Origin of the sequence: Nocardia concava NBRC 100430, assembly GCF_000308815.1 — a bacterium.
GTDB classification, from domain to species: domain Bacteria; phylum Actinomycetota; class Actinomycetes; order Mycobacteriales; family Mycobacteriaceae; genus Nocardia; species Nocardia concava.
On record NZ_BAFX01000201.1, the window covers coordinates 40,121 to 66,352 of the forward strand.

Here is a 26,232-nt window from a genome sequence, read left to right on the forward strand (position 1 = left end):
CCCAGTTGTGCCTGGAGGGTAGTGCGCCACCACGAAGCGGCGACGCACTACGTCCGCCTTCAAGCTCGCGATGCGCTCCAAGGCACCGATCTGAGCTCTATCAATTCTCCCTGCAGCGAATCCTGGAAACGGTGCGGTCCCGGCCACACTGTGCAGATCAACTCCGCCAAACGGATCGAACGCTGCTCGATATCGGCTTCGATCCACGCATCGGGGTGGTGGTCCAGCAGTTCCTTGTTGAGCGCCAGCAAGCTGAATCGGCCGAGCAGCGAGTGTTTGCCCCTGCCTGCCTCTTTGCCTGTAGGGGCGATGACCGTAGCTTCGGCATCGGTCCAGGGACGGTTGGACAGCGAACCATTGAGCTTCTGAGTTACCAGGGTCAGGTTGCCGAGGCTGTTGACCAGCCGGTCGCGCAGCTGTGCGGCATCGTCGTTCAGGGGTGGCTGAGCATCCCAGTGCTGCCGCCATTTCTGCGGCATCACGTGCTCGATCTGCAAGGCCTCATCGATGCTGATGTTCTCGTGACGATCCGTCCGAAGCTGACGCTCGACGGCTTCGAGAACGACCCGCAGACGATTCTGCCGGACGCTGCCGTACATCCGAAGCTCAGGAATCCAGCCCCGGAGATCCTCGTCAGTCGGCCACAGCCGCGCATCGGAAGCCTGCGCGCTGAGATAGTCGACGATGGCGATACCGACCTGCTTCGCGTCAGTACGGTCGAGCACGCCCAGCATCGAGACCATGAATCGGTTGACGTCTTTCGTGGTGTAGCGCAGCAGGCTGCGTCGCACCACCCAGCTTTCCAATGCCGATAGCGCCAGCTCGATCTGGCCATCCGGGATGTGGTGATTGTCGGACACTATCCACATAAGCAGAGGCGTGGTGGCGGCGAGCTCGAATTCCTGGATAACGCGTCGGTAGAAGCGGCCCGCGGCGGCATTCGGCGGCAGTTCGGCGAGTGCCCGAAACGTCTCGGCGTCGCGAACGAGTTCGTCGAGCAGAGCCTCGGCTGACTCGGCGGTCGTCATATGCGCTTGCGCATACTCGGTGAATCCGCGAAAGGTTTCGTCCACCAAGACATCGTCACGGGTGCGCATGGTTAGCCAGTACTGCAGGAATACGTCGATACGGGAGCGCAGGTGCCGACCTTGCGGAACCTCCTCACGCCACCAGTCGTCGTCGAAATCGGCCCAGTACCGATCCGGCCAGCTATCGATGTCCGCGTGCAGTCGTTCACCTTGCTGGAAGACCCAGTTTTTGATGAGATCGGCCTTGAGCAGCGGGGTTCCGCGATCGTTGAGCGTTTCGAAGATCAACTGATCGTCGTCGTGCCCGGACAAGTTGATGGCGACGACAAGGAGCCTCGACTCCAGGACATCGGTGAGAGCTTCGACTCGCTGCCGTTCTGTTCCTGCAGGTTCGTGCGCTTCGTCATCCTCGCCGACCACCCAGGACCTGATCGCGTTACTGAAGAATCGGTGCGCCTCGGTGATCCGATGATCGGCATATCCGTCGGCGTCCGTACCCGACATGGCGGCCTCGAACGCTGCACGATCGTGCCGGGACGGCCAGAGCTTGAACTGTTCGGGTTTGCTGCGAAACCGTTTGGCGGAGTTAGTGGTCAGCTCTTCGAGTGCTTCGCTCTTATCCTCGTGGCCGAGGTCGGCGAGGACCCTCTGAGCGGCATCCAATAGCACCTGCAGGGTAGTCGTCCGTTGCTGTCCGTCGATCACCGAGTGGCGTGTGACATCCCCAGAGAGCGCGGGTTTGGACTTGAACACGATCGCACCGAGGAAGTGCCCACCGATCGCTTTCAGCGCGTCCGTGTCGCCTGCTGCGGCGATCACGCGTTCCGCGACGCGCTTCACGTCCTGCCAGAGGGGAGCCCACTGATCTTCCTCCGACCATACATACGGTCGCTGGAATACCGGGATCTCGTAGTGCACTGCACCGTCGAACAGCGCTCTGGGCGCGAGCGCGTCTGCCTTCATCAGCTCGTTCTCCTCGTCTTCCCTCCGGGGCCAGCCCAGCATAGGCAGTGGCTACGACAACCGTCAGCCGGATTCTCATACTTGGCCGCGTGTCCTCATGTTCAACGGAAGATGGAGTGGGCCAATCGAATTCATAAGCGTGGTCCAGCGAGGATCCGTACGCACACCGGGCCACCGGTCCGGTCGCCGGGATGGGGCAGTCAGGGAGCAGCGGCCCCCAGAGGTTTGCTGTAATGAGCTGGGCTGTTGCCGAGCCTAGGTGGGGCGAGCGTGGTGCGTACGCAGTTGGGAGCCAATTTCGCCTGTCCAGCACGGAATTTCACGAGTTCGTTGTTCACCATGAGTTGCGGTGGGACAGATCCATGCCGTCGGATACCCATGCGTAGGCCGTGAGCTTCTCGGGGCTGGGCGAGTTGCAGATTCCTGCGACTTCTTCTGTGGTGAGCGGGTATTCGGATGTTTCCTCGCCTTGCGGACCTGCACACCACAGGGACGCGAAGGTGTCTGGCTCCCCGAGGCATTTGCTCAGGGCGATGACGACGTCATCGGCGGCATAGGACACCAGTTGGCGCAGCATCATCGAGACTTCCGTATCGAGTTCGTCGTCTGCGGGCGGTGCGCCGTACTCCTCGATGTGGTCGGAGAAGTCGAACTCGGCGAGAACCCGGTTGACGATCCAAGGCCTGGGAAGTAGTGGCCTTTCCCCGACGGCTTCGCCGACTTCGTAATCCCAGTCGGTGTCGTACCCCTCGTCGAAGGCATGCACGAAGAACGACTTCGTGATGGCCCACAGCGCGATTGCGCGCAGTTTCACCTCATTGTGGTCGTCCTCGGAGTCAGCCTGAGCCTCTCCGGCGTCCTCCAAGACACCCCAGGCGTAGCGGTACCACTTGGTTTCAGAATCGCCTATCCAGGTCTGCCCGAGCTGATCGAGGATCGGCTCGACCTCGCTGAAGGGGACAACGGTCTTGGTCATGGGTATCCGTTCAGTCAGATTGTGCAGCTGACGATTTGAATCGATCGGATGAGATCTGGACGGGGATCGGGGCAGGATTCGCGGAGTCAGGAGGACACCGTACAGGGTTCCGGTGAGATTCCACCGATGCATGTCATCGATTGGATCCTCAAGCGGGAGGACGAGATTCGGTACTGTTGTCAGCACAGTCATAACAGATTCAAACCAGCGCACAAGCGGGTGGACATCGGATCGAAGGTTCGGGGCTGTTGCCGACTGCGACGTCGATCAGTGATCATTTGGTATGGGGAACGCCAGCACTCGCGTTGGGCACATCTGTGAAGCCTGCGGTAAGGACACTTTCGTCAATCTGCGCACTGGCTGCATGTACGGGCATCACCAGCCCGGGACGAGAACCCAATGCGAAGAATCCGGGCGGCGCATGGTCGAGCCGGACGGCAGTTTCGACGGCGTGAGATCGGAACCGCACAATTCGAATGCTGTCGCCTACCAGTGCTGCCGGTGCGGAGCTCGAACACGCGCTAACCAGCGTACGGGAGTCCTGTACTCCCACAACGAACCTAAGACGACACGCTTGTGCCCGGACTCGGGCGCATGTGTACTGCCGCCGTCCGGTGGACCGGCACCTGAGCGGCTGGAACGCGTCGAGCCGACTCCTCCCCCGCCGTCTGTGGAAGTTCGACAGTCGACTCGATCCGTTAGTGTTCGCGCTGTCCAGGGCGGCTCACCCGGGATGGGAAGACGGCGGTAGCAGCGGCATTCGATTTCCCGACGCGGCTACAGGCCGGATCTTGGCGAGGTATTCGGGGATGAGATCGATTGGCCGGCCCGACATCTCGTTCAGCTTGTTGCGTATGCACACGTCATCCGAGTCGTCGATCTGGAGCAGTGGACGCCGTAACCGCAGTGACCATGCTCCGGCACGCTTGTCGGGGAAACAGCGCAACTGCGGCACCAGGGGTACCAGTTCAACGCCTGTGAGATAGGGGCTGAGCTGGTGGATGTCGATCTCACAGCTTCTCGTGAAGTCTCGACCGGCGATGTTCAGCGGCTTCTCGTACGGCAGGACGGGTGTCGTCACCTCGGCGGAGCCGATCACTCGCGTTCGGTCGCGGGTCGGGTTGTGCCAGCATCCTCGCGTGGTGAGAACCAGCAGCCGGTCTCCGATCCGGAGCCTGTTCACCTCAGCGCGGTGTGTGGCGGGGAACGCCATTCTAGATTCGCGCAGCACCCAGGCGACGGCCTCGCGTTCGCCGAGGATCAGCAGGTAGGTGGCAGGTGGTGTCACCTCTCCATCCTGGCGTACGGGACCGACTTTGATGCTGTGCGGATTGCCAACTTGGCGGGCGCTGACACGATGGGACGTGTCGGTACCCACGCATACGCTCGACACAACGGTGACGGTGGACGATGCGAGCACCACACGACGGCGCGTACCGATGAAGTCGGGTGGCGGGCCTGGGATTCGGACATTACAACTGAAGAGTCCGGCGGGTCATACACTGAGATCCGCTGCACACAATGCCGCACACAATTGGAGGCGAGGGGGACGATGGACGTTTTCGACGTGCATGAACGGCTGGTCGAGGACTATAAATCGTTCACAACTTCTTCCGTCGACCCTCGCGAGCCGAGGATCGCGCAGCACGTGGACGAGCGTATCCGCGATGGTGAGCAGTGGCCGCCGCCGTGGGTGTCGTTGAATCCCATGTTCGCCGGCGGCGGTTCGATCTCCGAGCTCGTCGCGCAGGATCTGCTGCATCCTGAATGCGAGCGGATCTTCCGGCACAAGGACGAGAACGGGCCGGTGTCGGATTCGACCATCACTCTGCACCGACATCAGCGGGAAGCGGTCGAGGTCGCGCGTTCGGGGCTGAGCTATGTGTTGACGACCGGCACCGGGTCGGGCAAATCGTTGTCCTACATCATTCCGATCGTGGACCGGGTGCTTCGTCAGGACCGTCAGCCTGGCGTCAAGGCGATCATCGTGTATCCGATGAACGCGCTGGCCAACAGTCAGCTGGGCGAGCTGACCAAGTTCCTGCGCTGGGGTTATCCGGAGGGCGCGGAGCCGGTGACGTTCGCCCGCTACACCGGTCAGGAGAAAGGCGAGGAGCGGGAGCGCATTCTGCGTGACCCGCCGGACATCCTGCTCACCAACTACGTCATGCTCGAGCTGGTGCTGACTCGTCCCGAAGAGCGGCGGCGGCTGGTCGACGCGGCGCAGGGCCTGCAGTTCCTGGTGTTGGACGAGCTACACACCTACCGCGGTCGTCAGGGTGCGGATGTGGCGATGCTGGTGCGTCGGGTACGCGATGCGTGCGAGTCGCCGAATCTGCAGTGCGTAGGCACCTCGGCGACGATGGCCAGCTCGGTGACCACCGCCGAGCAGAAGCGGGTCGTGGCGGAGGTGGCGGGCAATATCTTCGGCACCGAGGTCACCCCGGAGCGGGTGATCGGTGAGACCCTCGACCATGCGACGGTCGGCGATCCAGAGGACCTTGCGGGGCTGGCCGCGAATGTTAGGGCGGGCGGTGTGAGCGGTGGCTACGCCGAGATCGCCGAATCGCCGCTGGCGGCGTGGATCGAGAAGACCTTCGGACTGGCCATTGAAACCGGGACCGAGCTGGTGGTGCGGCAGAGTCCAGCCCGGGTGCGGGATGCCGCAGCGCATCTGGCCGAGCTCACGATGTCGACGGTCGACGATTGCGAGCGCGCGATCCGGAACACGCTGCTGCGGGGATCGGCCGCGACGAATCCGGTTACGCATCGCCCGTTGTTCGCGTTCCGGCTGCACCAGTTCCTGTCCAAGGGCGACACGGTGTACGCGTCGATCGGGGAGGAGAGCGAGCGGTACCTCACCTCCCAGTACCAGGTGGCGGTGCCCGATCGTCCCGATCACATCCTGCTGCCGCTGGCGTTCTGCCGTGAGTGCGGTCAGGAGTATTACGTCATCACCCGCACCGAAGAGAGCGGGCAGATCCGGTACCGGTCACGTCAGGATCGTGACGAGAGCGGCGACTCGCGCACCGACGGCTACCTCTACATCTCCTCTGAGCACCCGTGGCCCGCGGACCCGGTGGCCGACGGCAGACTTCCCGATACCTGGGTGGAGGACGGTGATGTCCTCGAGCGGCTCCAGCGGTACTTGCCGCGTCGGGTGCGCCTGGATGTTTCGGGTGACGAGGTGTCCGCGGGCGGCGCCTTCGCCGCGTTCGTTCCGACTCCGTTCCGCTTCTGCCTGCGCTGCCGGGTCGCCTATGAGCAGACTCGCGGCCGCGACTTCGCCAAGCTGGCGACGCTCGATGTCGAAGGCCGCAGTTCGGCCGTGTCCGTCTTGAGCTCGTCGATCGTGAGTTCTCTCAAACGGCTTCCACCGGAACAGCTTTCCGAGACGGCGCGCAAGCTGTTGACGTTCGTGGACAACCGCCAGGACGCGAGCCTGCAGGCCGGGCACTTCAATGACTTCGTGCAAGTGACTCAGCTGCGCGGCGCGCTGCACCGGGCACTGCTGGACTCGCCTGCGCGACACGATGATATCGCGCAGCGGGCGGTCAAGGCACTGGGCATCGACTTCGCCGACTATGCCAAGAACCCGGAGGCGGTCTACGGTCCTCGGATCGCCGCACAGCGCGCGTTCACCGCGTTCGTCGAGTACCGCCTGTATGTCGATCTGCAGCGCGGATGGCGGGTCACGATGCCCAACCTCGAGCAGACCGGTTTGCTGCGCATCGAATACGAGTCACTGCCGGAGATCGCCGCCGACCAGTCGGTGTGGGCTGGGGCCGCTCCGGCGTTGCGGGAAGCGCACGGCGAGCAGCGTGAGGAGCTGTGCCGCATCGTGCTCGACGAGTTCCGCCGGGAGCTGGCGATCGAGGTTGATTGCCTGAGCGAGGATGGCTTCGACCGTGTCCGGCGTCAGTCCGACCAGCATCTGACGGGCCTGTGGTCGATTCCGCGGCACGAGTCGGCCCCGCAGCCCGCGACCGTGTCTACGGCGGCGGGCAGTGCGGGCAAGCCGCGCGCGGACATCCGTCTCACCTGGCGATCGCTGTTGGGGCGCTACGTCCGTGACCGCAGCGGGCTGCGCCAACTCGACGGCGAGAAGCTGAAAGGCCCTGACATTCAGCAGGTGATCGATGATGTGCTCAAGGTGATGGAGCGGACCGGTCTGCTCACCACGGTGCACGCACCGCACCTGGCAGGCCCCGCGTACCGGCTGAAAGCGTCCTCGATCATCTGGCAGGTCGGTGACGGGAACCAGGCCGCAGTCGATCTCCTGCGCAAGACCGTCGATCCGGATCTCGGATCGAAGGTGAACGGATTCTTCCGGGATCTCTACCGCGACAACGCTTCCGCGCTGGCGGGCCTACACGCTCGCGAGCACACCGCGCAGGTCGATTCGGCACGTCGCGAGGAGCGTGAGGAGGAGTTCCGGTCCGGCCGCCTGCCGGTCATGTACTGCTCGCCGACCATGGAGCTGGGCGTCGACATCGCCGACCTCAATGCCGTGGCGTTGCGCAATGTTCCACCGACGCCGGCGAACTACGCTCAGCGCAGCGGCCGGGCCGGTCGCTCCGGGCAGCCCGCGCTGGTCGTGACTTATTGCGCGACAGGCAATTCCCACGACCAGTACTACTTCCGCCGGTCGGCGGACATGGTGGCCGGTTCGGTGGCCGCGCCGCGGCTGGATCTGACCAACGAGGCGTTGCTCGCCTCGCACCTGCACGCGGTGTGGCTGGCCGAGACCCGTGCCGACTTGCACTCGCGGATGCCTCAGCTGCTGCAGATCGACGTGGAGGGAATGCCGCTTCACGATGAGCTGCGTAAGACTCTGGCCGATCCGGGTGCCGTTCAGCGAGCGAAAGATCGTGCGGCCGACGTGATTTCACCGTTGATCCCGGATCTGCGGAAGACTTCCTGGTGGCATGAGCAGTGGGCCGACGAGGTGATCGTCGGGGCTCCGGCGGCGTTCGACTGGCACTGTGGCCGCTGGCGTCAGCTGTATCAGGCCGCGCTGGATGATCAGGAAGAACAGAACCGCATCGTCCGGGACGTGTCGGCCACCCACCGGGAGCGCAAGGCGGCCGAATCCCGTCGTCTCGATGCCGAACGCCAGATGGTATTGCTGCGCAACGAGGATTCCGACCGGACCCATTCGGACTTCTACACCTACCGCTACTTCGCCTCGGAGGGTTTCCTACCCGGGTACAGCTTCCCGCGCCTGCCCCTGGCGGCCTACATTCCGGCGCTGAAAGCCGGTGGCACCCAAGCCGACGGCCAGTATCTGCAGCGGCCGCGCTTCCTGGCCATCCGGGAATTCGGTCCGGGCGCGATCATCTATCACGAGGGTGCGCGCTACCAGGTCAAGCGCATCCAGGTGCCGACGTCCGCACAGGGCGAGGGCGTCGTCGACACCCAGAACACCCGTCGCTGCGAGGAGTGCGGCTACCACCATGTCGCCAAGCCCGGCCTCGACCGCTGCCAGTATTGCAATGCGGTGCTGGGACCCCCGCAGTACGACCTGATGCGGATGCAGACCGTCTTCACCCGCCGCCGGGAACGCATCTCCAGCGATGAGGAGGAGCGTCGCCGCGCCGGATTCGAACTGCACACCTCCTACCGCTTCCACGACGTCGGTTCGGAACCCAGCAGGCTGCGCGCGACTGTCTTCGATGAACAGGATTCGCTGGCCGTCGTCGACTACGGTGACACCGCGACTGTTCGAGTGACAAATCTCGGCCTGCGGCGACGCCAGAATCCGGACGACCGCGGCTATTGGCTCGACACCGTCAAAGGCAACTGGCTGTCTGAACGCGACGCCACCGACGACCTTGCCGGCGACGACGGCCTCGATCCTCGTACATCCTCGACCAGGCCGAAGAAGGTCATCCCCTTTGTCGAGGACACTCGCAATATCCTCGTAATGCGCCTCACCACTGCGGTTTCCGACGAGCAGGCCACCACGCTGCGGTACGCCCTCGAACGCGGTATCGAGGCCGAGTTCCAGCTCGAAGACGGTGAACTGTCCAGCGAGGCGCTGCCCGACCCGAACGGCCACGCCCGCATGCTGTTCACCGAGTCGGCGGAGGGCGGCGCGGGAGTGCTGCGCAGGCTGCACGCCGAGCCGGACGCGCTATCCCGCGCCGCTCGCCGTGCCCTCGACATCGCCCATTTCGACACGGCCGGAAACGATCTCGGCAAGGCGATAGGCGCCCGTGAACGCTGTGAGAAGGCGTGCTACGACTGCCTGCTGTCCTACAGCAACCAGAGTGAGCACGAGCTGATCGATCGGCACACTGTACGCGACCTGCTGCTGCAGCTCGGGAGCGCGACCGTCGAACCCGACACCAAGCCCAATGACCGCGCAGAGCGGATCGATGCTCTGCGTGCTCTGCTGCGAACCCCGCTCGAACACAAGCTGCTAGATCTGCTCGTGGAGCACGATTTCGCGCTCCCGACCCGGGTGCACGAACGGATCGACGGTGCCGACGCGACACCGGATCTGGCGTTCATCGGTCCCGATGCGGGCCTGGCGGTCTTCGTCGACGATTCGACGACGACCGACCCGGACGCCGAGGACCGGCTCAATGACTTCGGTTGGTCGGTGCTGCGGTTGGGGCCCGACGATGATTGGCTGGACCGGTTGCGTGAGCACTCCTATGTCTTGGGCGAGGGAAGGAAGTAATCGAATGGGTTTCGCCGCAGGCAACCTGGTGTCGGCGCGAGGCAGGGAGTGGGTCGTGCTGCCCGACAGCACCGACGAGTTCCTGATTCTGCGTCCATTGGGCGGCTCGGACGACGACATCGCCGGAGTGCTGATCAGCGAGGGCGTCACCCCCGCGACCTTCCCGGCCCCCGATCCGAAGGATCTGGGTGATCATTTCAGCGCGAGCCTGCTGCGCAGCGCACTGCGCATCGGATTCCGTTCCACCGCAGGCCCGTTCCGCTGTCTGGCCAAGATCGCCGTGCAGCCGCGTGCCTATCAGCTGGTGCCGCTCATGATGGCGCTGCGGCAGGATGTGGCGCGGCTGTTGATCGCCGATGACGTCGGTATCGGCAAGACCATCGAGGCGGGCCTCGTCGCGACCGAACTGCTCGAGGTGGGTGCGGCCCGCGGTCTGAGCGTGCTGTGCAGCCCGGCGCTGGCCGAGCAGTGGCAGCGGGAGTTACGTGAGAAGTTCGGTCTGGAAGCCGAATTGGTGCTGCCGAGCACCGTGCGCCGGCTCGAGCGCGCCCGGCTGGGCACCGAGTCGATCTTCGAGCGCTTCCCGATCACTGTGGTCTCCACCGACTTCATCAAGAGCTCGCGCCGCCGCCACGAATTCCTGCGCACCTGCCCGGATCTGGTGATCGTGGACGAGGTGCACACCTGCGTCTCCGACGGCACCCGCGCCAGCACCGGCCGCACCCAGCGCTATGAGCTGCTTCGCGACCTCGCCAAAGACGTTCAGCGGCACATGATCCTGGTCAGTGCCACTCCACACAGCGGCAAGGAGCAGGCGTTCCGCAATCTGCTCGGCCTACTCGACACGGACCTCGAGACGATCGACCTCGAGCAGGTCAGGGGCCGTGAGCGGCTGGCTCGCCATTTTGTGCAACGCCGTCGCGCGGACATCAGTCAGTATGTTGGCGAAGACACACCCTTTCCGGAAAAGCGTGTCCCCAAAGAGGTTTCGTACACCCTGAGCCCCGAATACCGGGCACTGTTCGAGAAGGTACTCAACTACGCCCGCGAGACAGTGCGCACGGAGAACGGCGATCTCGCCCGCAGGGTCAACTGGTGGTCGGCGCTGGCTTTGCTGCGCGCCATGGCGTCCTCGCCACGCGCGGCCGCGCAAACACTGCGCACTCGCGCCGCCGCCGCTGCTGCGGATTCAGTGGCTGATGCCGACGCCATCGGACGCTCGGTGGTGCTCGACCTGTCCGACGACGAAACCGGCGAAACCCCCGACAGCAGCCCCGGCGCCGACACCGGAGAGAATGGCTCGAGCGCCACCGAACGACGGCTACGCGGCTTCCTGAGCGAGGCACGCAAGCTGGAAGGCAAGGCGGACAATAAGATCCGCGCTCTGATCGAAGAGGTGGAAAAGCTGCTGGAGCAGAATTGCGATCCCATCGTATTCTGCCGATTCATCGACACCGCCGACTACGTCGCCGAGCAGCTGACCAAAGCGCTCGGCAGCAAGGTCACCGTCCGATCGGTCACCGGCACCCTCCCGCCGAATGAGCGAGTGGCCCGCATCGACGAGCTGACAGCCACACCCGGACGCCACGTACTGGTTGCTACCGACTGCCTTTCCGAAGGCGTGAACCTCCAGAAGTCGTTCCAAGCGGTCGTGCACTACGACCTGGCTTGGAACCCCACACGCCACGAACAGCGGGAAGGCCGCGTCGACCGATTCGGTCAATTTGCCAATCAGGTGCACGCGGTCACGCTCTACGGCCTCGACAACCATATCGACGGCATCGTGCTCGAGGTATTGCTGCGCAAGCACGAAGCTATTCGCAAGGCAACGGGTGTCTCGGTGCCGGTGCCGGACTCCAACGATGCAGTGGTAGAAGCCCTCATGGAGGGCTTGCTGCTGCGCGGTCACGACACCGAACAGCTGAGCCTCGACCTCGGTATTCAGGCCAAGCAACGTGGCCTGTACACGGAATGGGAATCAGCGGCGAACCGCGAGAAGATCTCCAGGACCAAGTACGCCCAGCACGCCATCAAGCCCGAAGAAGTGGCAGCCGAAGTCGCCACCATCCGCGAGTCCCTCGGCACCCCAGCCGAAGTCGCCGAATTCACCGAGCACTCGCTGCGCGCATTGCGCTCCACCGTGACCCCGAACAGGTCGGGGTTCACCGCGACCCTGGTGACCCTGCCGATCGGCCTGCGCGATGCGCTGCCGTCCGATCGGCGCGATCCCCAGCGATTCGTCCGCGATCTGCCGGTCCAGCCCGGCGAAGCGCTGCTCAGCCGCACCGATGCGGCGGTGGAGTCCATCGCGCGGTATGTCCTGGAATCCGCACTCGATGACAAGGCCGACACCGAGACTCGGCCCGCGAGCCGTTGCGCAGTGGTGCGGACGAACGCGGTGAACGCCCGCACCACCCTGCTGCTGGTGCGTTACCGATTCCATCTTCAGCTGCCCGCTCGCGGCGGCGGGCGAGAATTGGTCGCCGAGGACGTGGCTACCCTCGCGTTCGAAGGCTCTCCCGCACAAGCACGCTGGCTGGACGAAGCGTCCGCACCGGTGTTGCTGGCGGCGCAGCCGTCCGGCAACGTTCCTGAAACCCAAGCCCGCCAATTCATTTCGCGCAGTATCGACGGTCTCGCCGATCTGGATGGATATCTGGAAAAGCATGGTCGCCTGTTGGCCGACCGGCTGTTGCAATCGCATCGCCGAGTCCGGCAGGCGTCGTCGGAGATCGTGCGTGGTTTGAAGGTAACTGTGGAGCCGTCCGCGGATGTGCTCGGCGTGTTCGTGTTCGTGCCGCCGGTGGGAGGGGCGTAGATGAGTTCCGATTCATTCGTGGGTGTCCGGATCCAGGGCGGGTTGCTGCCCGCTGACCTGCCGCAGCGGCTCACTCAGCCTGGCTCCGATATGAGCGGCCTGAAGTCCGGCGACTATCACCTCGCCACTGGGGAATCGGTGCGTGACGCCGCCAACCGAGTATGGGCGTACCTGCGGGGCGTGTGGACCGGATACCGGGAAGCGTTGGCGAAACTGCCGGAATCCGATCCGGCGACCACGCTGACCCGTGAGCGATTCACCTTGGTGTTGTTGGATCAGCTCGGCTACGGACGTGTCCCGCGCACGCCGAAGGGCGGCCTGGTCATCGAGGGTGACCCCTACCCGATTTCCCATGTGTGGCAGGATGTTCCGATCCACCTGCTGGGTGCGCGGGTATCCCTCGACACCCGCACCAAGGGCCTTCAGGGCGCGTCGGGCGCATCCCCGCAGGCAATGGTTCAGGACGCGCTGAACCGCTCCGAGAACCACGCGTGGGCGATCCTCTCCAACGGCGTGCTGCTGCGACTGCTTCGAGACTCCACCTCGCTGGTCGGGTCCGCCTACGTGGAATTCGATCTGGAAGCGATCTTCGACGGCGACTTGTTCGCCGACTTCCTACTGCTGTACACGCTGTGCCATGTCTCCCGATTAGAGGCGCGCGACCCGGAAATAGGTCCGGCGTCAAGTCGGCTGGAACAATGGCGCACCGAATCCCTCGAACGTGGTTCACGCGCCCTGAATCTGCTGCGCGCCGGTGTCGTTGACGCGCTGCGCATCCTCGGATCGGGATTTCTGTCCCACCCGGACAACAAAGTCCTCCAGCAAGATCTCGCCGATGGAAAGCTCGCCAAAGAGGACCTCCATCACGCCCTGCTGCGAGTGGTTTACCGGATGCTGTTCACTTTCGTCGCCGAAGATCGCGGTATCCTGCTCGACCCGGACGTGTCCCCGCAGGCGAGGCGCCGCTACAGTGACTATTTCTCAACCGCGCGCCTGCGCGATACAGCGCAGCGTCGTGTCGGCGACCGCTACGGCGACAAATGGCAGGCCCTGACTCTCGTATGGCAGGGACTGGGCACTGAGACCGGGATGCCGGAACTGGGTCTGCCCGGACTCGGCGGCCTGTACGAGCACGGTGAACTCGACCGGCTCACCGATTGCTCACTCAGCAATCACGCCCTGCTCGGTGCGGTGAAGGCGCTGTCCACCGCACGAGAGCCGGGCTCACAGATGTTGCGAGTGGTCGACTACCGCAACCTCGGTGCAGAGGAACTCGGCAGCATCTACGAGTCCCTGCTTGAGTATGTGCCGCACTGGGATTCCGCGCGCAACACCTACTCACTCGACGTGGTGGCCGGCAATGAACGCAAGGACACCGGCTCGTACTACACCCCGACACCGCTGGTCGAATCGCTGCTCGACACCGCTCTCGACCCGGTGCTCGACGACGCCGAGAAGAACGACGACCCGGAAGCCGCGCTGCTGCGAGTCAGCATCTGTGATCCCGCCTGCGGCAGTGGGCATTTCCTGGTCGGCGCGGCACGTCGCATCGCCAAACGGGTCGCGGTGCTGCGGACCGGCGATCCCGAGCCCACGCCCAAGGCCATCCAGGCAGCTATGCGAGATGTGGTGTCGCACTGCGTTTACGGCGTCGACGTCAACCCCCTGGCAGCTGAACTGGCCAAGGTCTCGCTGTGGATGGAAGCGATGGAGCCCGGCCGCCCGCTGGCATTTCTCGACGCCCAGATCAAGGTCGGCAACGCACTCGTCGGCACGACACCGCTGCTGCTGGATCGCGGCCTGCCCGACGACGCCTTCAAACCCATCGAAGGTGACGACCGCAAGATCGCCTCGGCACTCCGGAAACAGAACAAGGCAGAGCGCGACTTCGGTTCACAGACGAGCCTTTTCGATATGCCCGAGCGGGTTTCCAACGATCCCCTACGCTCCCGCATCGAGGACGTAATCGCCACCCGCCCGCTCTCCCTCGCAGATGTCCACATTCAACAACAACGACTACGCGCCTACGCCAACTCCGACGAGTACCGCCGCCAGCGCCTCGCCGCTGATGCCTGGTGCGCGGCATTCGTGTGGCCCAAGCACGAAGGCGCGCCGAAAGCACTCACCCATGCCGTGGTCAGCGCGCTCACGGCAGGCGAGGACGTGCTCGACAGCGCCATGCGCGCGGAGCTGCAGCGGCTCGCCGCCGAATACCGGTTCTTCCATTGGCATCTGGAGTTCCCGCACATCTTTCCAACCGATGGAGCGGACAGCGTAAACAACACCACGGGCTGGGCAGGTGGTTTCTCCGTGGTTCTCGGCAATCCGCCGTGGGAACGGGTGAAACTCCAAGAGCAGGAGTTCTTCTCGGCCCGCAACCCAGACATCGCCCAAGCGCCGAACGCGGCGGCCCGCAAGAAGTTGATCGCCGCACTACCGCATACGGATCCGTCCTTGCATCAAGCCTTTATCGCCGAGAAACGCCGAGCAGACGGCGTCTCGCATTTGCTCCGTATGTCCGGCCGCTACCCGCTCGCTGGTCGCGGCGACATCAACACATATGCAGTGTTCGCCGAGGCGGACCGCAACCTGCTTGCGGGGCACGGACGGCTCGGTGTCATCTTGCCGACGGGTATCGCAACGGACGATACAACCCAGTATTTCTTCAAGGATCTCGTTAGCCATGCGTCGCTCGTGAGCCTGTACAGCTTCCGAGAGATCCGTCGCTGGTTCAAGGGTACAGACGATCGGAAGCCCTTCTGCCTCTTGACAATCTCCGGACGCGACACTCGGGAAGATGCTGCCGACTTCGCGTTTCAACTCGACAAGACCACGGATCTAGAGCGGCCCGGAACCCGCTACACCCTTACCCCGGAGGAGATCACCCTCCTCAACCCGAACACCGGCACTTGTCCGCTATTCCGCACTCGCCGCGATGCTGAGATCACCCTCGGCATCTACCGGCATGTCCCTGTCCTCATGCGCGAGGGCGAGCCCCACGGCAACCCTTGGGGCATCAAATTGATGAGCATGTTCCACATGTCCAACGACTCAAGGCTCTTCCATACACGTGAAGACTTGGAAAAAGAAGGCTGGGCACTGCGCGGCAATGAATATGAGCGCGACGATGAGCGAATGTTGCCGCTGTACGAGGCGAAGATGATCCATCACTTCGACCACCGATGGGCGACGTATGAGGCCGACGGCACGGTGCGTGACGTAACGCTCGCTGAGAAGCAGGACCTTAGCTTCGTTGCTATGCCGCGCTATTGGGTTAGTAGCAGAGAGGTTGATGCAAAGCTCGAGAATCGCTGGCAACACAGCTGGCTGCTTGGCTGGCGCGATATCTGCCGAAGTACTGATGCGCGTACGGTGATTGCCGGAGCCATTCCTCGTGCAGCAGTTGGGGACAAGTTCCTGCTGGCACTGCCATCTAATCAGTCCGTCGAAGTTCTGCAAGCGATGTGGTCATCATTCGCTCTTGACTATTCGGCGAGGCAGAAGATCGGTGGGACTTCTCTCAAATTCTTTACCTTCATGCAGCTTCCATGCATTACTCCACCGCGGTTGGAGACGGGTATGGAGCCGATTCAACACGGAAAAAACTGGTCCGATTGGATCACCCAACGCGTTCGCCATCTCAACAGCTGTTGGAAAGATGCAAATCGTGACCAAGTCAAGGCCGAACTCGACGCTGCATTCTTCCACCTCTACGGCATCGATCGTGACGACGTCGACTACATCATGGATACATTCCCAATCATCAAGCGCAAGGACGAGTCCACCTACGGCGAGTACCGCACCAAACGCCTGATCTTGGAGATCTACGACGCCATGGCCGAGGCTGAGCACACGGGTATTCCGTACCAGTTCCCGTTCGATGATCTAGTCGCTTCGAGGCCAGAGAGTCGGGGACAGGCATGACCGCCGCAACCTCCCCATCGTTCGGCCGCCCGGCGACGGTAGCCGTGGAGTCCTTGGGCCGACGTATCATCGAGCAGTGCCTGGCGGTGGACGGGTCGATTCTCACCCCCGGACAGTCGATTTGGACCGCTGCGAATCTGGCCGAACTCGAATCTCGCGATGTGGCGATTCCAGCGGACGGGTTCTTCGACAAGATCGCGCAGCGTCTGGTTCTGGCGGCCCCGGAGGAGGTTCAGCTCTTTGCAGAACTCCTGCTGCTGAATATGCTGCCCATCAGCGATTTCAAGGGGCCGACGAAACTCAAGTACCTGAATCAGGTGCTGGACTTGGCACCGCCACGCGTCGAGGTGCCCACGCCGGTCGCTAATGTGCTGGGGCAGGGTGGGTCCTTCGGTACGGGTGGCGCGTTCACCCTGAATCGCGGCCAGCAGCTCGCGTACCTGATTCAGGTCGCCCAGCACGTGAAATCGCTTTCACCGCAGCGTATTCAGGAAATCCTCGCCGATCCGGTGGAGTTCCGCGCGGAGCTGGACGCGGTCGAGACCAAGCAGCAGGCGCAGCGCATGGCCCTTCTCTACCTCGCTTTCCCGAAGTTCTTCCTGCCTATCGTCAGCGTGACCGACCGGCGCACGATCCGCAACGCCTTCGCCAATTACCTCGAACGTGAGCCCGGCGATGTGGACGTGGACCTGTTCGAGATCAACGAGGCGTTGATGCAGGAACACGGCGGCCCGGTCGACTACTACTTGTCGCCCTGGAAGGAGCTTTGGCAGCCGCCGTCCGAGAACGCCGAACCCACCGATGAGATCCAACACGCCTGGCGGGTGCGTGGTTCGAATGTGCTCGGCTACGACCTGGTTCCGAAGTGGCGGCAGCAGGGCATCGTCTCCTTGTCGGCGCGGTTATTGCGCCCGGTGGAGCCCGGTGTCACCCGCGACGAGCTCAAAGGTTTCATCGAGGAGGACTACCGCACCTCCGGGTACGCGGCGCGGCAAGAGAAGCTGGATGAGTTCTACGCATTCCTCGCGCGCATGCACATCGGTGATCTGGTGGTCACCTTCAGCCAGCGTCGCCTCTACTTCGGCACGGTCACCGGCGACGCCGAGTACGTCAAGAGCGAGAACGGCCTGTCCAATCTGCGGCGCACCGTGAAGTGGGAACCGCATTCGCTCCCATTGGATTCCGTGCCCGGCGAGCTGACCACGCTGTTGGACAGCCCCAGCGACGTCGCCGATCTGAGCGCCCAGATCGAAACGCTGCGTCCCTTGGTCGAACGCCGTCACGGTCCCGCCCTGGCCAAGTCGGCGAACTTGCCCGACGCGACACCCGAATTGGCGCAGCGCCTGCATGTTTCGCAGGAGTGGTTGCAGGAGTGCATCGACCTGCTCCGGGATCGGCCGCAGCTCATCTTCTACGGCCCACCTGGCACCGGGAAAACCTATCTGGCGCAGGAGATCGCCAAGCATATCGCGCCCGACGGCAATCTCACGCTGGTGCAGTTCCATCCGGCTTACTCGTATGAGGACTTCTTCGAGGGCTACCGCCCCGTCCCGCTGGGCAACGGCCAGATCGGCTTCGATCTCAAACCCGGCCCGCTGCGCCGCATCGTGGACAAGGCGGTGGAGAACCCGACCGCGGTCTATGTGCTGATCATCGACGAGATCAACCGCGGCAACCTCGCCAAGATCTTCGGCGAGCTGTACTTCCTGCTGGAATATCGCAATACGGCCATCGACCTGCTGTACCGGTCGGATATCGACGGCGGGTTCTCACTGCCGAAGAATCTCGTCATGATCGGCACCATGAACACCGCCGACCGATCGATAGCGCTCGTGGACGCCGCCATGCGCCGCCGATTCGCGTTCGTTCCACTACATCCCAGTGAGTCACCGGCGGATGGGGTGCTGCGCAGCTGGCTGACGGAGCAAGGCTACGACGTCACAGTCGCCGATCTGCTCGACGCACTGAACGCTCGGATCGAAGACCCCGACTTCAAGATCGGACCATCATATTTCATGCGGCCGGCGGTGTTCGCGCCCGGTGGGATCGAACGTGTGTGGCGCACAGCGATTCTCCCGCTGTTGGAAGAGCACCATTACGGCGACCGCACCATCGATGTCCCCGTCACCTACGGCCTAGACGCCATCCGCCGCAGCCTCGGGTCGAGTGCCGCACACACGGAGCATGACAGTGGACCCGCGGCTGACGCTGACTGAGGGCCAGCCCGCGCAACAGGTCGCCCTCAGCGACGCGGAATACACTGCGCTGCAACGACTCGGCATCGCCACTGTCGTCCCCACGACAACGCCCGGCCTCTATGATGTGTCGGCAAGCCGCAAGGTGGGGGCCGTTTCGTTCGGCCGTCGCGAGTTGTTGGTGCGCCCCAAGATCCAGGATCTGAATCGGCTGGTTTTCCTCGCCGGATACGCGCTGAAGCCCGATATCTGGCGTGACGATCCGGTACGCCTCGAACCGTCGGACGAGTTGATGCCCGCGCTCGCGGAAGCCTTCTCCCGCATCACTACCCGCGCGGCCGAACAAGGCTTGATCATGGGGTACCACACGGTCACCGACACCTTGCCTGTGTTACGCGGCCGGTTGCTCGCGGGCGTGCAAATGAACCGCCGATACGGGATGCCGCTGCCCCTGGAAGTCGAATACGACGAATTCTCCACCGATATCGCCGAAAACCGATTGCTGCTGCTCGCGACGACCCGGCTGCTGACCGTGCCGCGCCTATCCGAGCCGGCCCGCAAGCGACTGCATCGGCTGCGGGCCGCGCTCTCGGAGGTCACCCTCCTGCCGCGCGGCTCGGCGGCGCCAGCCTGGCAGCCCACCCGGCTCAACGCCCGCTTCCACGACGCACTACGCCTGGCCGAACTCGTCCTCGCCGCCGAATCATTCGAGCACCGGTTCGGGTCGCTCACCGTCACCGGCTACATGTTCGACATGTGGAAGATCTACGAGGATTTCCTGTGCACGGCATTGGGTGAATCCCTCGCCCCGTACGGTGGCCAGTGCGCGCTCCAACATCGCATGTCGATGGATGTCGCCGCGGAGGTGACCATGCGCCCGGACTTGGTCTGGTTCCGCCCGGGTCGCACACCCCGCGCGATCGTCGATGCCAAGTACAAGGCCGAATCCCCGGGCGGCTTCCCGGACGCCGACCTGTACCAGATGCTTGCCTACTGCACCGTGGCCGGGCTCGACCACGGACACCTGGTGTACGCGAAGGGCAACGCCGCCAATCGAGTTCACCGCGTACGCGGTAGCTCGGTCACCATCCACTGTCACGCCCTGGACCTGTCGCTGCCGCCGCGCGAGTTGCTCAGCGCCGTCGACGACCTCGCCGCCCAAATCGCCGCCACCCCGGCAAAGGAGATCTGATGGCCACCCTCGCGATCGACAAAGACTTCCTCCTCGACTTCGGCAAACTCGACCGGCCGCTACAGGACAAGGTGGCCGGGGTATTCGAGAAGTTCAATTCCGCCACCCACGCAGGCCTCCACCTGGAAAAGATCAACAACGCGCGCAACCCGCTCTTCCGCTCCATCCGGATCGACAAGTTCTGGCGCGGAATCGTTCTCGCACCCGAATCCGGTCAGAGCTACATTCTGCTGAAGGTCCTGCCCCACGACGACGCCTATACGTGGGCGCAGCGCCGAAACATCTCGGTCAACCGTGCCACCGGCGGCATCGAAATCCGCGACGACATCGCCCTCTCCGAGGCGCTCCCCGCCGTTACGGCCGCCGCCGAACAGACCACTCAGCGGCTGTTCGCCGATATCAAGGACAGTGCCTTGGAACGGCTCGGCATCGACGAACGCACTCTGGCCTTCGCTCGTGCGCTGACCGAGATCGAAACTCTCGAAGCGGCACAGGATTTCCTGCCCACCACGCAGTGGCAGGTGCTGTACGGCCTCGCCGCCGGGATGACCCCCGACGAGGTGTGGGCCGACCTCGGCGCAGACCTGCTCACCGAACCCATCGACACCACCGATCTGGATGCTGCGGCCGCACGTGGTGCGGGCCGCATCCTGCTCGTCGACGGACCCGAAGAGCTGATGGCTGTGTTCGCAAACCCGTTTGCGCTCTGGCGAATCTACCTGCATCCGGCTCAGCAATCGGTGGTGAACGGGTCGTACAACGGGTCGGCCCGCGTCACCGGCGGACCTGGTACCGGCAAAACCGTTGTGGCGCTGCACCGAGCCCAACACCTCGCTGAGCGCGGAGAAGGCAAGGTACTGGTCACCACCTTCACCTCGACGCTCGCCGAGTCGCTGGAAGACGGCATCCTCATGCTTGTCGACGATCTAGCGCACGCGTCCCGCATCGTCGTTCAACACATCGACCGCATCGCCCACCGCGTCTTCCGCGAAAAGCACGGCGCACCCTGCATATTGACGGCTGAGGACGAGGCCGAGCTGTGGCGGGAGGCGCACGCCGAATCCCCGACACCATTCACCGAGACCTTCCTCGCCGAGGAGTGGCGACATGTGGTGCTGGCGCAACAGATCACGTCCGTGCACAAATATCTCGACGCTCGTCGACGTGGCCGAGGCCGCAGACTCGGTCCACTTCAGAAGGAGCAGGCATGGGTCGTGATCCGCGCCTTCGAGCAGCTGCTGTCCGAGCGCGGCTTGTGGACCCACGACACCGTCCGGCGGGAAGCCACCCGAATCCTGAGCGAGGTGCGGGAGAAACCGTACCGGCACGTCGTCGTCGACGAAGCCCAGGACCTCACACCCGACCAGTGGCGACTATTGCGCGCCGCCGTCGCCGAGGGGCCCGACGACATCTTCATTGCCGGTGACACCCACCAGCGAATCTACGACAACCACGTTAGTCTCCGCGACGTCGGCATCGATATCGCCGGGCGGTCTCGGCGCTTGTCCATCAATTACCGCACCACCGCCGAAATCCTGGCCTGGAGCCTCGGCCGCATTCATGACGAGAAGATCGACGATATGAACGGCGGAATCGACTCCATCGCCGGCTGCCGCTCCGAGGTGCACGGACAGCCGCCCGAGGTCCGCGGATTCCCTGCGCAGGAAGCAGAACTCGATCACATCGCAACGACCGTCCGTACCTGGCTCGACAGCGGCGTCGCGCCAGACGAGATCGGAATCGCTACTCGCCTCAATCGATCCGGTGAGAAGGTCGCTAGTCGGCTCGCAGCCGCGAAGATACCCGCGCACATGCTGTCCAGCAGCGCCACTGAACCCGGCTCGGTCGCCGTCGGCACCATGCACCGCATGAAAGGGCTTGAATTCCGCTGTATGGCCGTGTCGGGCGTCGATGACGACACCGTCCCCCTCGCGGCTGCCCTGACGCCCGTGGAGGATGACCCGCACACCTATGAACTCGACCTGCAGCGTGAACGTAGCCTGCTGTTCGTGGCCTGCACCCGAGCGCGGGAACAACTGCTGGTCACCTGGCACGGGAAGGCCAGCCGGTTCCTGCCGAAGTAATCAAGAGAGACGGGATATCCCGAACAGTGCTGGTCGAAGTTCCGCACGGCGCATGAAAACTGATTGTGCGCCGTGCGGATGATCAGGCGCTGTGCCCGCGCCGTGGCAGAAACTCCCCGATCGAATCGACCAATTCAGACACCTGGTCCGGATGTGCCTGAGCCCAGATCGCCAAGAACGCTGTCGCTACGGTGTGCCCGGAGAGGAAGTCCAGATCCTCGCCGATCTGCTCCCAAATGACATGCCTGTCGCGATTGGTCGAGGCACGCTGCCGCACTGCCGTTTTCACGTCTTCCTGTCGGTTGATCGGAAGGTGAAGCGCCACAGTCAATTTTGCGGCGAGCGCGTCGAGGCCATCGAGAACCTGCTGGAAGACATGAGCTTCGGGAGCCGAAGTCCCCGGCAATGTGTAGATCTTCCGCTTCGGGTCTGCGTGTTCGGCCTGATCGCCGTCGAGCAGGCAGATCGCGGGGAAGGTGGTCGTGGGGTTGGCATTGTGCTGCTCGGTCACCTTCATCGCAGGTGAGGCTCCGCCCATCGCATGGATCTTTATCGCGTCCATCTCGATGCCCCCGTGCGTCCGCAAGATCGTGTGAACCATGGTCTCGGCGAACTTGTCCTCGACGAAGACGGCCAGCTCAGCCTCGATCTGCCCGGTGATCGTGCGTAGCGCCCTGACATCAGGCTTGCCTTGCAGGACATCACCGCTTAGCGCCGACCAGATGGCAGCCGGAGGCAGCGGGGCCAGAGCATCATTGGAGTGGGTTGTGAACAGAACTTGGCACGACTTCCGGCGCGCGACGAGGATCAAGTATTCGACCATCCGGCGGGTAGCTACCGGATGCAGTCCGTTCTCGATCTCCTCGATGAAGATAATCGCGTTCTCGGATGCGGCCTCGATCTCCGCGACGATTCGGATGATGCTGGCTTCCCCCGCGCCGAAGTGGAACTCGGAGTAGCCCTCACCGCGGCCCGTGATCCCCGAGAACATGCTGACACGACCGGCCGCATCGAGATACAACTGCTGAAATCCGGTGATCGGCTTGCCGAGAATCTTCTCGACTTCGCCGGTCACCTCCGGCGGCAGTTGAACCTCCTTGGCCGCCTGGAACGACCCACCCACAGCCTGCTTGAGATTCTGTCGTTCGGTGGCCGGCACGGTCCGTTCAACGCCGAAGATCAGAACCTCTCGTTCTACCGCGTTGCGGTTCCACTTCAGCTGTTTGAAGCTGGCGGTCCGTGCAACCGGCAGGCGCGGGTTGAGGCTTCGGTCGATCAGTTCGTACTCGACGGACCAGTTCTGCATGCTGGCGTCATACTTGCCGCTCTTGGCGAAGAATCTGCTGGGCGGCACATCGCGGTACACCAATGCGGCAGCTCCGAGGACCGTGGTCTTCCCGCCACCATTGGGTCCTACCAAGGCGGTCACCGGAAAGTCAAAGGTCACCTCACGATCGATGAAGCCGCGAATCCGCCGCAGTGTGACCCGCTTGAGGTACTTGCCGTAGCTTCCTTTGGAAACCTTCGCCGTCAGATCATCAATGTCGCTCTGACGGACCTCACTTTTGAACTCGCTCAACTTGTTTCGCTTACCCCTCATGCGCGATCCGGCGTACCAACGGACATGTCGCAGGGAGCTTACCGGGCCGAGTCTCGTCGGTCAGGCTGTGTCACGGCGCGCTGCCAATTCAATCCATGGCACCGCACCTAACGTCGCGCGCACCGGTACCGAACACATCGCCACCGCGCACGAGAAGATCAACGAGGCGGTCGCGCAGCTGAGGAAGATCGGTGAAGTCAAGTAGACCGCTGGGGCAATCCAGAAGAACGCGAACAAGATCGAGCAGTCCTGCACCGCAGTCACCCCGGAATCGAGAGGCTGCTGGAGCGAGGCGAGCACCGCGTTGTCGGCGACGACCACGAGCGAGGCCCTGTCTCCCATCACCGGCCATAAGGGGGTTGCGTAGACCGCATCGCTAACCCTCTACACCGCGCTCGGTGACGGCGAGCCTGCCCGGTTGCCGCCGTCACCGCCGGTTCAATAGTCGATTAAGGTCATCATGTGGAACGCTGGCGGCGTACTGACCAGGTGGGGACCGAGGGGCTTTAGGTCGATCACAGCACGTCGCCTAGGGCAATCAACGACCCAAGACAGTCCGGACTTGAGTAGAAGGAACAGCGGCCGATCGAAGTTCCACAGAGGGTCCTGCGCTCGCTGTTCCGGCATGGGCCGAGGATGACGAAGGCCGGTCACGGCGAAACGGGCGGCGGTGATCATGCCGATGTAGGTTTCGACGGAGAACCGTTCAGCTACACCGAAATTGACACAATGTCCGCCGTCATCAACGCATACGAGCGACCGCCGAGCCGGAAACCGAGAACCGCAGCGCCTGAAGCACACCAGCGATCTGTACTCACTCGATGCATCTCACCGGAATCGGCAGCCAGATGGCCTCCACCGCAGGGACGACGCCATGGGAAAGGGCGGATGACGATTCGCCGCCACAGCCGACCAGACTTGAAGGACCAATACCGTGCAGTTCACCGACACACAAATAGCCCTCATCCGGGAGCATCTCGCCAAGGGCATGACGCCCGACAGCATCGCCAATATGTTCGGCCGATTGAACGACGATCTGGAAGATGACGCGATTGCCGCTATCCGCACCACAGCGATTGAACTGAGCAACGAGGGTCGCGAAGACGACGACGCAGAGGACGTGGTCCACGACCGTGACGCTCTCGTCGAGCAATTCCGCTCGCTAAGCAACGAGATGCGCTGGCTAGGCGCTCAACTGGGGCGTTACTGCACCGACCGCACGTCCGACCTCCTGCCGATCCTGGTTTCCGAGTTTCATCGCCTTGCCAAGACGGTGACGCACCCAGACCTCGACTCTCTCTTTCTGCGATCCGGCGCTGTTCAATACACGTTCGGCATGGGCAATCCTGACTTCGGTCCACAGGTCGCGCCGACGCCATTCGTCAGGCGAATGCCTGCCGACCAAGCCCGCATCGAATCAGCCCGAAATTCACGCTGCGTATGGCATGCCCGCACGTACGAACTCCATATCGCCGAAGCGTTCTCCCACTTCGCCGCCGTTCTGACCGCACTGGTCGACGGTGCCCTCGCCTGTGAGTGGGAGATCCTCGACCACGAAAACCCCAAATTGGAGGAACTGGTGGAGGAGGTCGATCGGGCGTACACGATCTGGGCTTCGCTGCACACGAAGCGATAGGAAAAGCGGCACCGCCGAGCTCGGTGGACTCCTCCGTTCACGCCCTTCGAGTTGCCCCGATTGGTTGATCCCAGGTGACGGCCAGCATCACCCCGAGCCGACCGCCTTGGAATGGCGATCGGCGTGCGGCCACACTGTTGCTGGAGAGGTCGAGGAGGGCGTCCCAGACTTCGGTGGTGCTGTGATGCATCTCGGTCCAGCCCGCTCAGCAGACCTGGAGGGAGGCGAAACTCTGCGCTACGGGGGTGGGGCGGGTGTAGGTGAGGAGGAGGTCGGGGGTGCGGTGGCGGCGGACTAGGAGGTCGAGGGCTTGGGGCCAGGTGGGAGCCAGCTGGTGGAGGGCGAGGATGCCGTCGGAGACTACGCGGCCGTCGTCCAGGATCAGGAGGAACGTTGTGCCGCTGGCGTTTACGGCGAGGGGGGTCATTCGGCGGCCCAGGGCGGATTCAAAGTCGGCGTAGCGGTCGTACATGCCGTTGGCTACGTCGAGGGGGTCGAAGAAGAGGGAGTCCGCGGGCCAGAGGGCGGTGGTCAGGTTGGGGGGTTGGATTGTCAGGCCGCCGAAGGACTTCAGGATGGCCGCGGCTGGACGGGAGACTTGGAAGCCTTCGGATTCGAGGCGGTTGGTCCAGCCGGTGATGTCGATTCTGCGGCCGGGGGTCCAACCTGCTGCGGTAAGGGTTTGGGAGGTAAGGGGATTCGGCCAGAAGAAGCGCATAGTGGAGATTCGAGGCCGAATGGTGTTGGGCGCGTATCGATTTGATCTAGTTGTCCGACAGCCCCGTGAAATGCAGAAACCCCCTGACCGAAGTCAGGGGGTTTCGCGAATGATGTTCCGGCGGTGTCCTACTCTCCCACACCCTGTCGAGTGCAGTACCATCGGCGCAGGTGGCCTTAGCTTCCGGGTTCGGAATGGGACCGGGCGTTTCCCCACCGCTATAGCCGCCGTAACTCTATGAAACTATGCACCGCGTATGGAGCCGGAAACCCTTCGCCCCGTGAGGGGTTCGAGAATCCGTCTCAACACACGGCAGTGTGTTGTTTCAGATACTGCACAGTGGACGCGTAGCTTCTTTGTTGGTAAGTCCTCGGCCTATTAGTACCAGTCACCTACACCCGTTACCGGGC

General features: G+C 63.4%; 13 protein-coding genes and 1 rRNA gene. 7 read left to right on the top strand and 7 right to left on the bottom strand.

The annotated features are described in order from the left end of the window. Positions 1 to 59 precede the first annotated feature (59 nt). From ON43_RS39665 to ON43_RS39675, 3 genes are all read right to left on the bottom strand, one after another. A complete protein-coding gene (locus ON43_RS39665) occupies positions 60 to 1,991 on the bottom strand; it encodes a DUF262 domain-containing protein (protein WP_167333505.1) in 1,932 nt (643 codons plus the stop codon). A gap of 334 nt (positions 1,992 to 2,325) precedes the next feature. Continuing rightward, entirely contained in the window at positions 2,326 to 2,967 is a 642-nt protein-coding gene (locus ON43_RS39670) for a hypothetical protein (RefSeq protein ID WP_157514412.1), read from the bottom strand. 724 nt (positions 2,968 to 3,691) lie between these two features. Continuing rightward, on the bottom strand, positions 3,692 to 4,255 hold the full coding sequence (locus tag ON43_RS39675) for a hypothetical protein (RefSeq protein ID WP_051180056.1): 564 nt from the start codon (positions 4,253 to 4,255) through the stop codon (positions 3,692 to 3,694). 36 nt (positions 4,256 to 4,291) lie between these two features. Between ON43_RS39675 and ON43_RS39680 the strand changes: the two genes are divergently transcribed. The 6 genes from ON43_RS39680 to ON43_RS39705 are packed head-to-tail and all read left to right on the top strand — an operon-like array spanning position 4,292 to position 21,868. Continuing rightward, positions 4,292 to 9,655: a DEAD/DEAH box helicase family protein gene (locus tag ON43_RS39680; protein ID WP_245569031.1), complete on the top strand. Its 5,364-nt coding sequence runs from the start codon at positions 4,292 to 4,294 to the stop codon at positions 9,653 to 9,655. A gap of 4 nt (positions 9,656 to 9,659) precedes the next feature. Continuing rightward, a complete protein-coding gene (locus ON43_RS39685; RefSeq protein WP_040815990.1) occupies positions 9,660 to 12,473 on the top strand; it encodes a DUF8741 domain-containing protein in 2,814 nt (937 codons plus the stop codon). Next, positions 12,474 to 16,397 (top strand): Eco57I restriction-modification methylase domain-containing protein, encoded by a 3,924-nt coding sequence (locus tag ON43_RS39690; protein ID WP_051180058.1) that lies wholly within the window; start codon positions 12,474 to 12,476, stop codon positions 16,395 to 16,397. Next, entirely contained in the window at positions 16,394 to 18,613 is a 2,220-nt protein-coding gene (locus ON43_RS39695; RefSeq protein WP_040815992.1) for an McrB family protein, read from the top strand. Before ON43_RS39690 ends, ON43_RS39695 begins: the two co-directional genes overlap by 4 nt. Beyond that, complete coding sequence (locus tag ON43_RS39700; protein ID WP_040815994.1) at positions 18,582 to 19,784, top strand: McrC family protein; 1,203 nt, start codon at positions 18,582 to 18,584, stop codon at positions 19,782 to 19,784. The genes ON43_RS39695 and ON43_RS39700 overlap by 32 nt, the downstream gene beginning before the upstream one ends. Continuing rightward, entirely contained in the window at positions 19,784 to 21,868 is a 2,085-nt protein-coding gene (locus ON43_RS39705) for a UvrD-helicase domain-containing protein (protein ID WP_040815997.1), read from the top strand. Before ON43_RS39700 ends, ON43_RS39705 begins: the two co-directional genes overlap by 1 nt. Positions 21,869 to 21,950: 82 nt before the next feature. Here the strand turns inward: ON43_RS39705 and ON43_RS39710 are convergent, their stop codons facing one another. Both ON43_RS39710 and ON43_RS39715 read right to left on the bottom strand, forming a co-directional pair. Next, positions 21,951 to 23,447 (bottom strand): ATP-dependent nuclease, encoded by a 1,497-nt coding sequence (locus tag ON43_RS39710; protein WP_245569034.1) that lies wholly within the window; start codon positions 23,445 to 23,447, stop codon positions 21,951 to 21,953. Between the two features lie 81 nt (positions 23,448 to 23,528). Beyond that, positions 23,529 to 23,789 (bottom strand): hypothetical protein, encoded by a 261-nt coding sequence (locus ON43_RS39715; protein WP_157514413.1) that lies wholly within the window; start codon positions 23,787 to 23,789, stop codon positions 23,529 to 23,531. 613 nt (positions 23,790 to 24,402) lie between these two features. Here ON43_RS39715 and ON43_RS39720 point away from each other — a divergent pair. Beyond that, positions 24,403 to 25,104: a hypothetical protein gene (locus ON43_RS39720; protein WP_040816001.1), complete on the top strand. Its 702-nt coding sequence runs from the start codon at positions 24,403 to 24,405 to the stop codon at positions 25,102 to 25,104. Positions 25,105 to 25,309: 205 nt separating this feature from the next. Here ON43_RS39720 and ON43_RS39725 read toward each other — a convergent pair whose 3' ends face one another. Both ON43_RS39725 and rrf read right to left on the bottom strand, forming a co-directional pair. Continuing rightward, the gene (locus tag ON43_RS39725) at positions 25,310 to 25,822 is read right to left on the bottom strand and encodes an SUKH-3 domain-containing protein (protein ID WP_040816003.1); all 513 of its coding nucleotides are present in this window, start codon (positions 25,820 to 25,822) and stop codon (positions 25,310 to 25,312) included. Positions 25,823 to 25,937: 115 nt separating this feature from the next. Further along, positions 25,938 to 26,054: ribosomal RNA gene (rrf, locus tag ON43_RS39730) — 5S ribosomal RNA — on the bottom strand. Positions 26,055 to 26,232 lie beyond the last annotated feature (178 nt).

Excerpts from the sequence above, each read along its gene's own strand:
- ON43_RS39665 (WP_167333505.1), bottom strand. The coding sequence starts at position 1,991 with ATGAAGGCAGACGCGCTCGCGCCCAGAGCGCTGTTCGACGGTGCAGTG.
- ON43_RS39695 (WP_040815992.1), top strand. The coding sequence starts at position 16,394 with ATGACCGCCGCAACCTCCCCATCGTTCGGCCGCCCGGCGACGGTAGCC.
- ON43_RS39700 (WP_040815994.1), top strand. The coding sequence starts at position 18,582 with ATGACAGTGGACCCGCGGCTGACGCTGACTGAGGGCCAGCCCGCGCAA.
- ON43_RS39690 (WP_051180058.1), top strand. The coding sequence starts at position 12,474 with ATGAGTTCCGATTCATTCGTGGGTGTCCGGATCCAGGGCGGGTTGCTG.
- ON43_RS39685 (WP_040815990.1), top strand. The coding sequence starts at position 9,660 with ATGGGTTTCGCCGCAGGCAACCTGGTGTCGGCGCGAGGCAGGGAGTGG.
- ON43_RS39705 (WP_040815997.1), top strand. The coding sequence starts at position 19,784 with ATGGCCACCCTCGCGATCGACAAAGACTTCCTCCTCGACTTCGGCAAA.
- ON43_RS39725 (WP_040816003.1), bottom strand. The coding sequence starts at position 25,822 with ATGCGCTTCTTCTGGCCGAATCCCCTTACCTCCCAAACCCTTACCGCA.
- ON43_RS39670 (WP_157514412.1), bottom strand. The coding sequence starts at position 2,967 with ATGACCAAGACCGTTGTCCCCTTCAGCGAGGTCGAGCCGATCCTCGAT.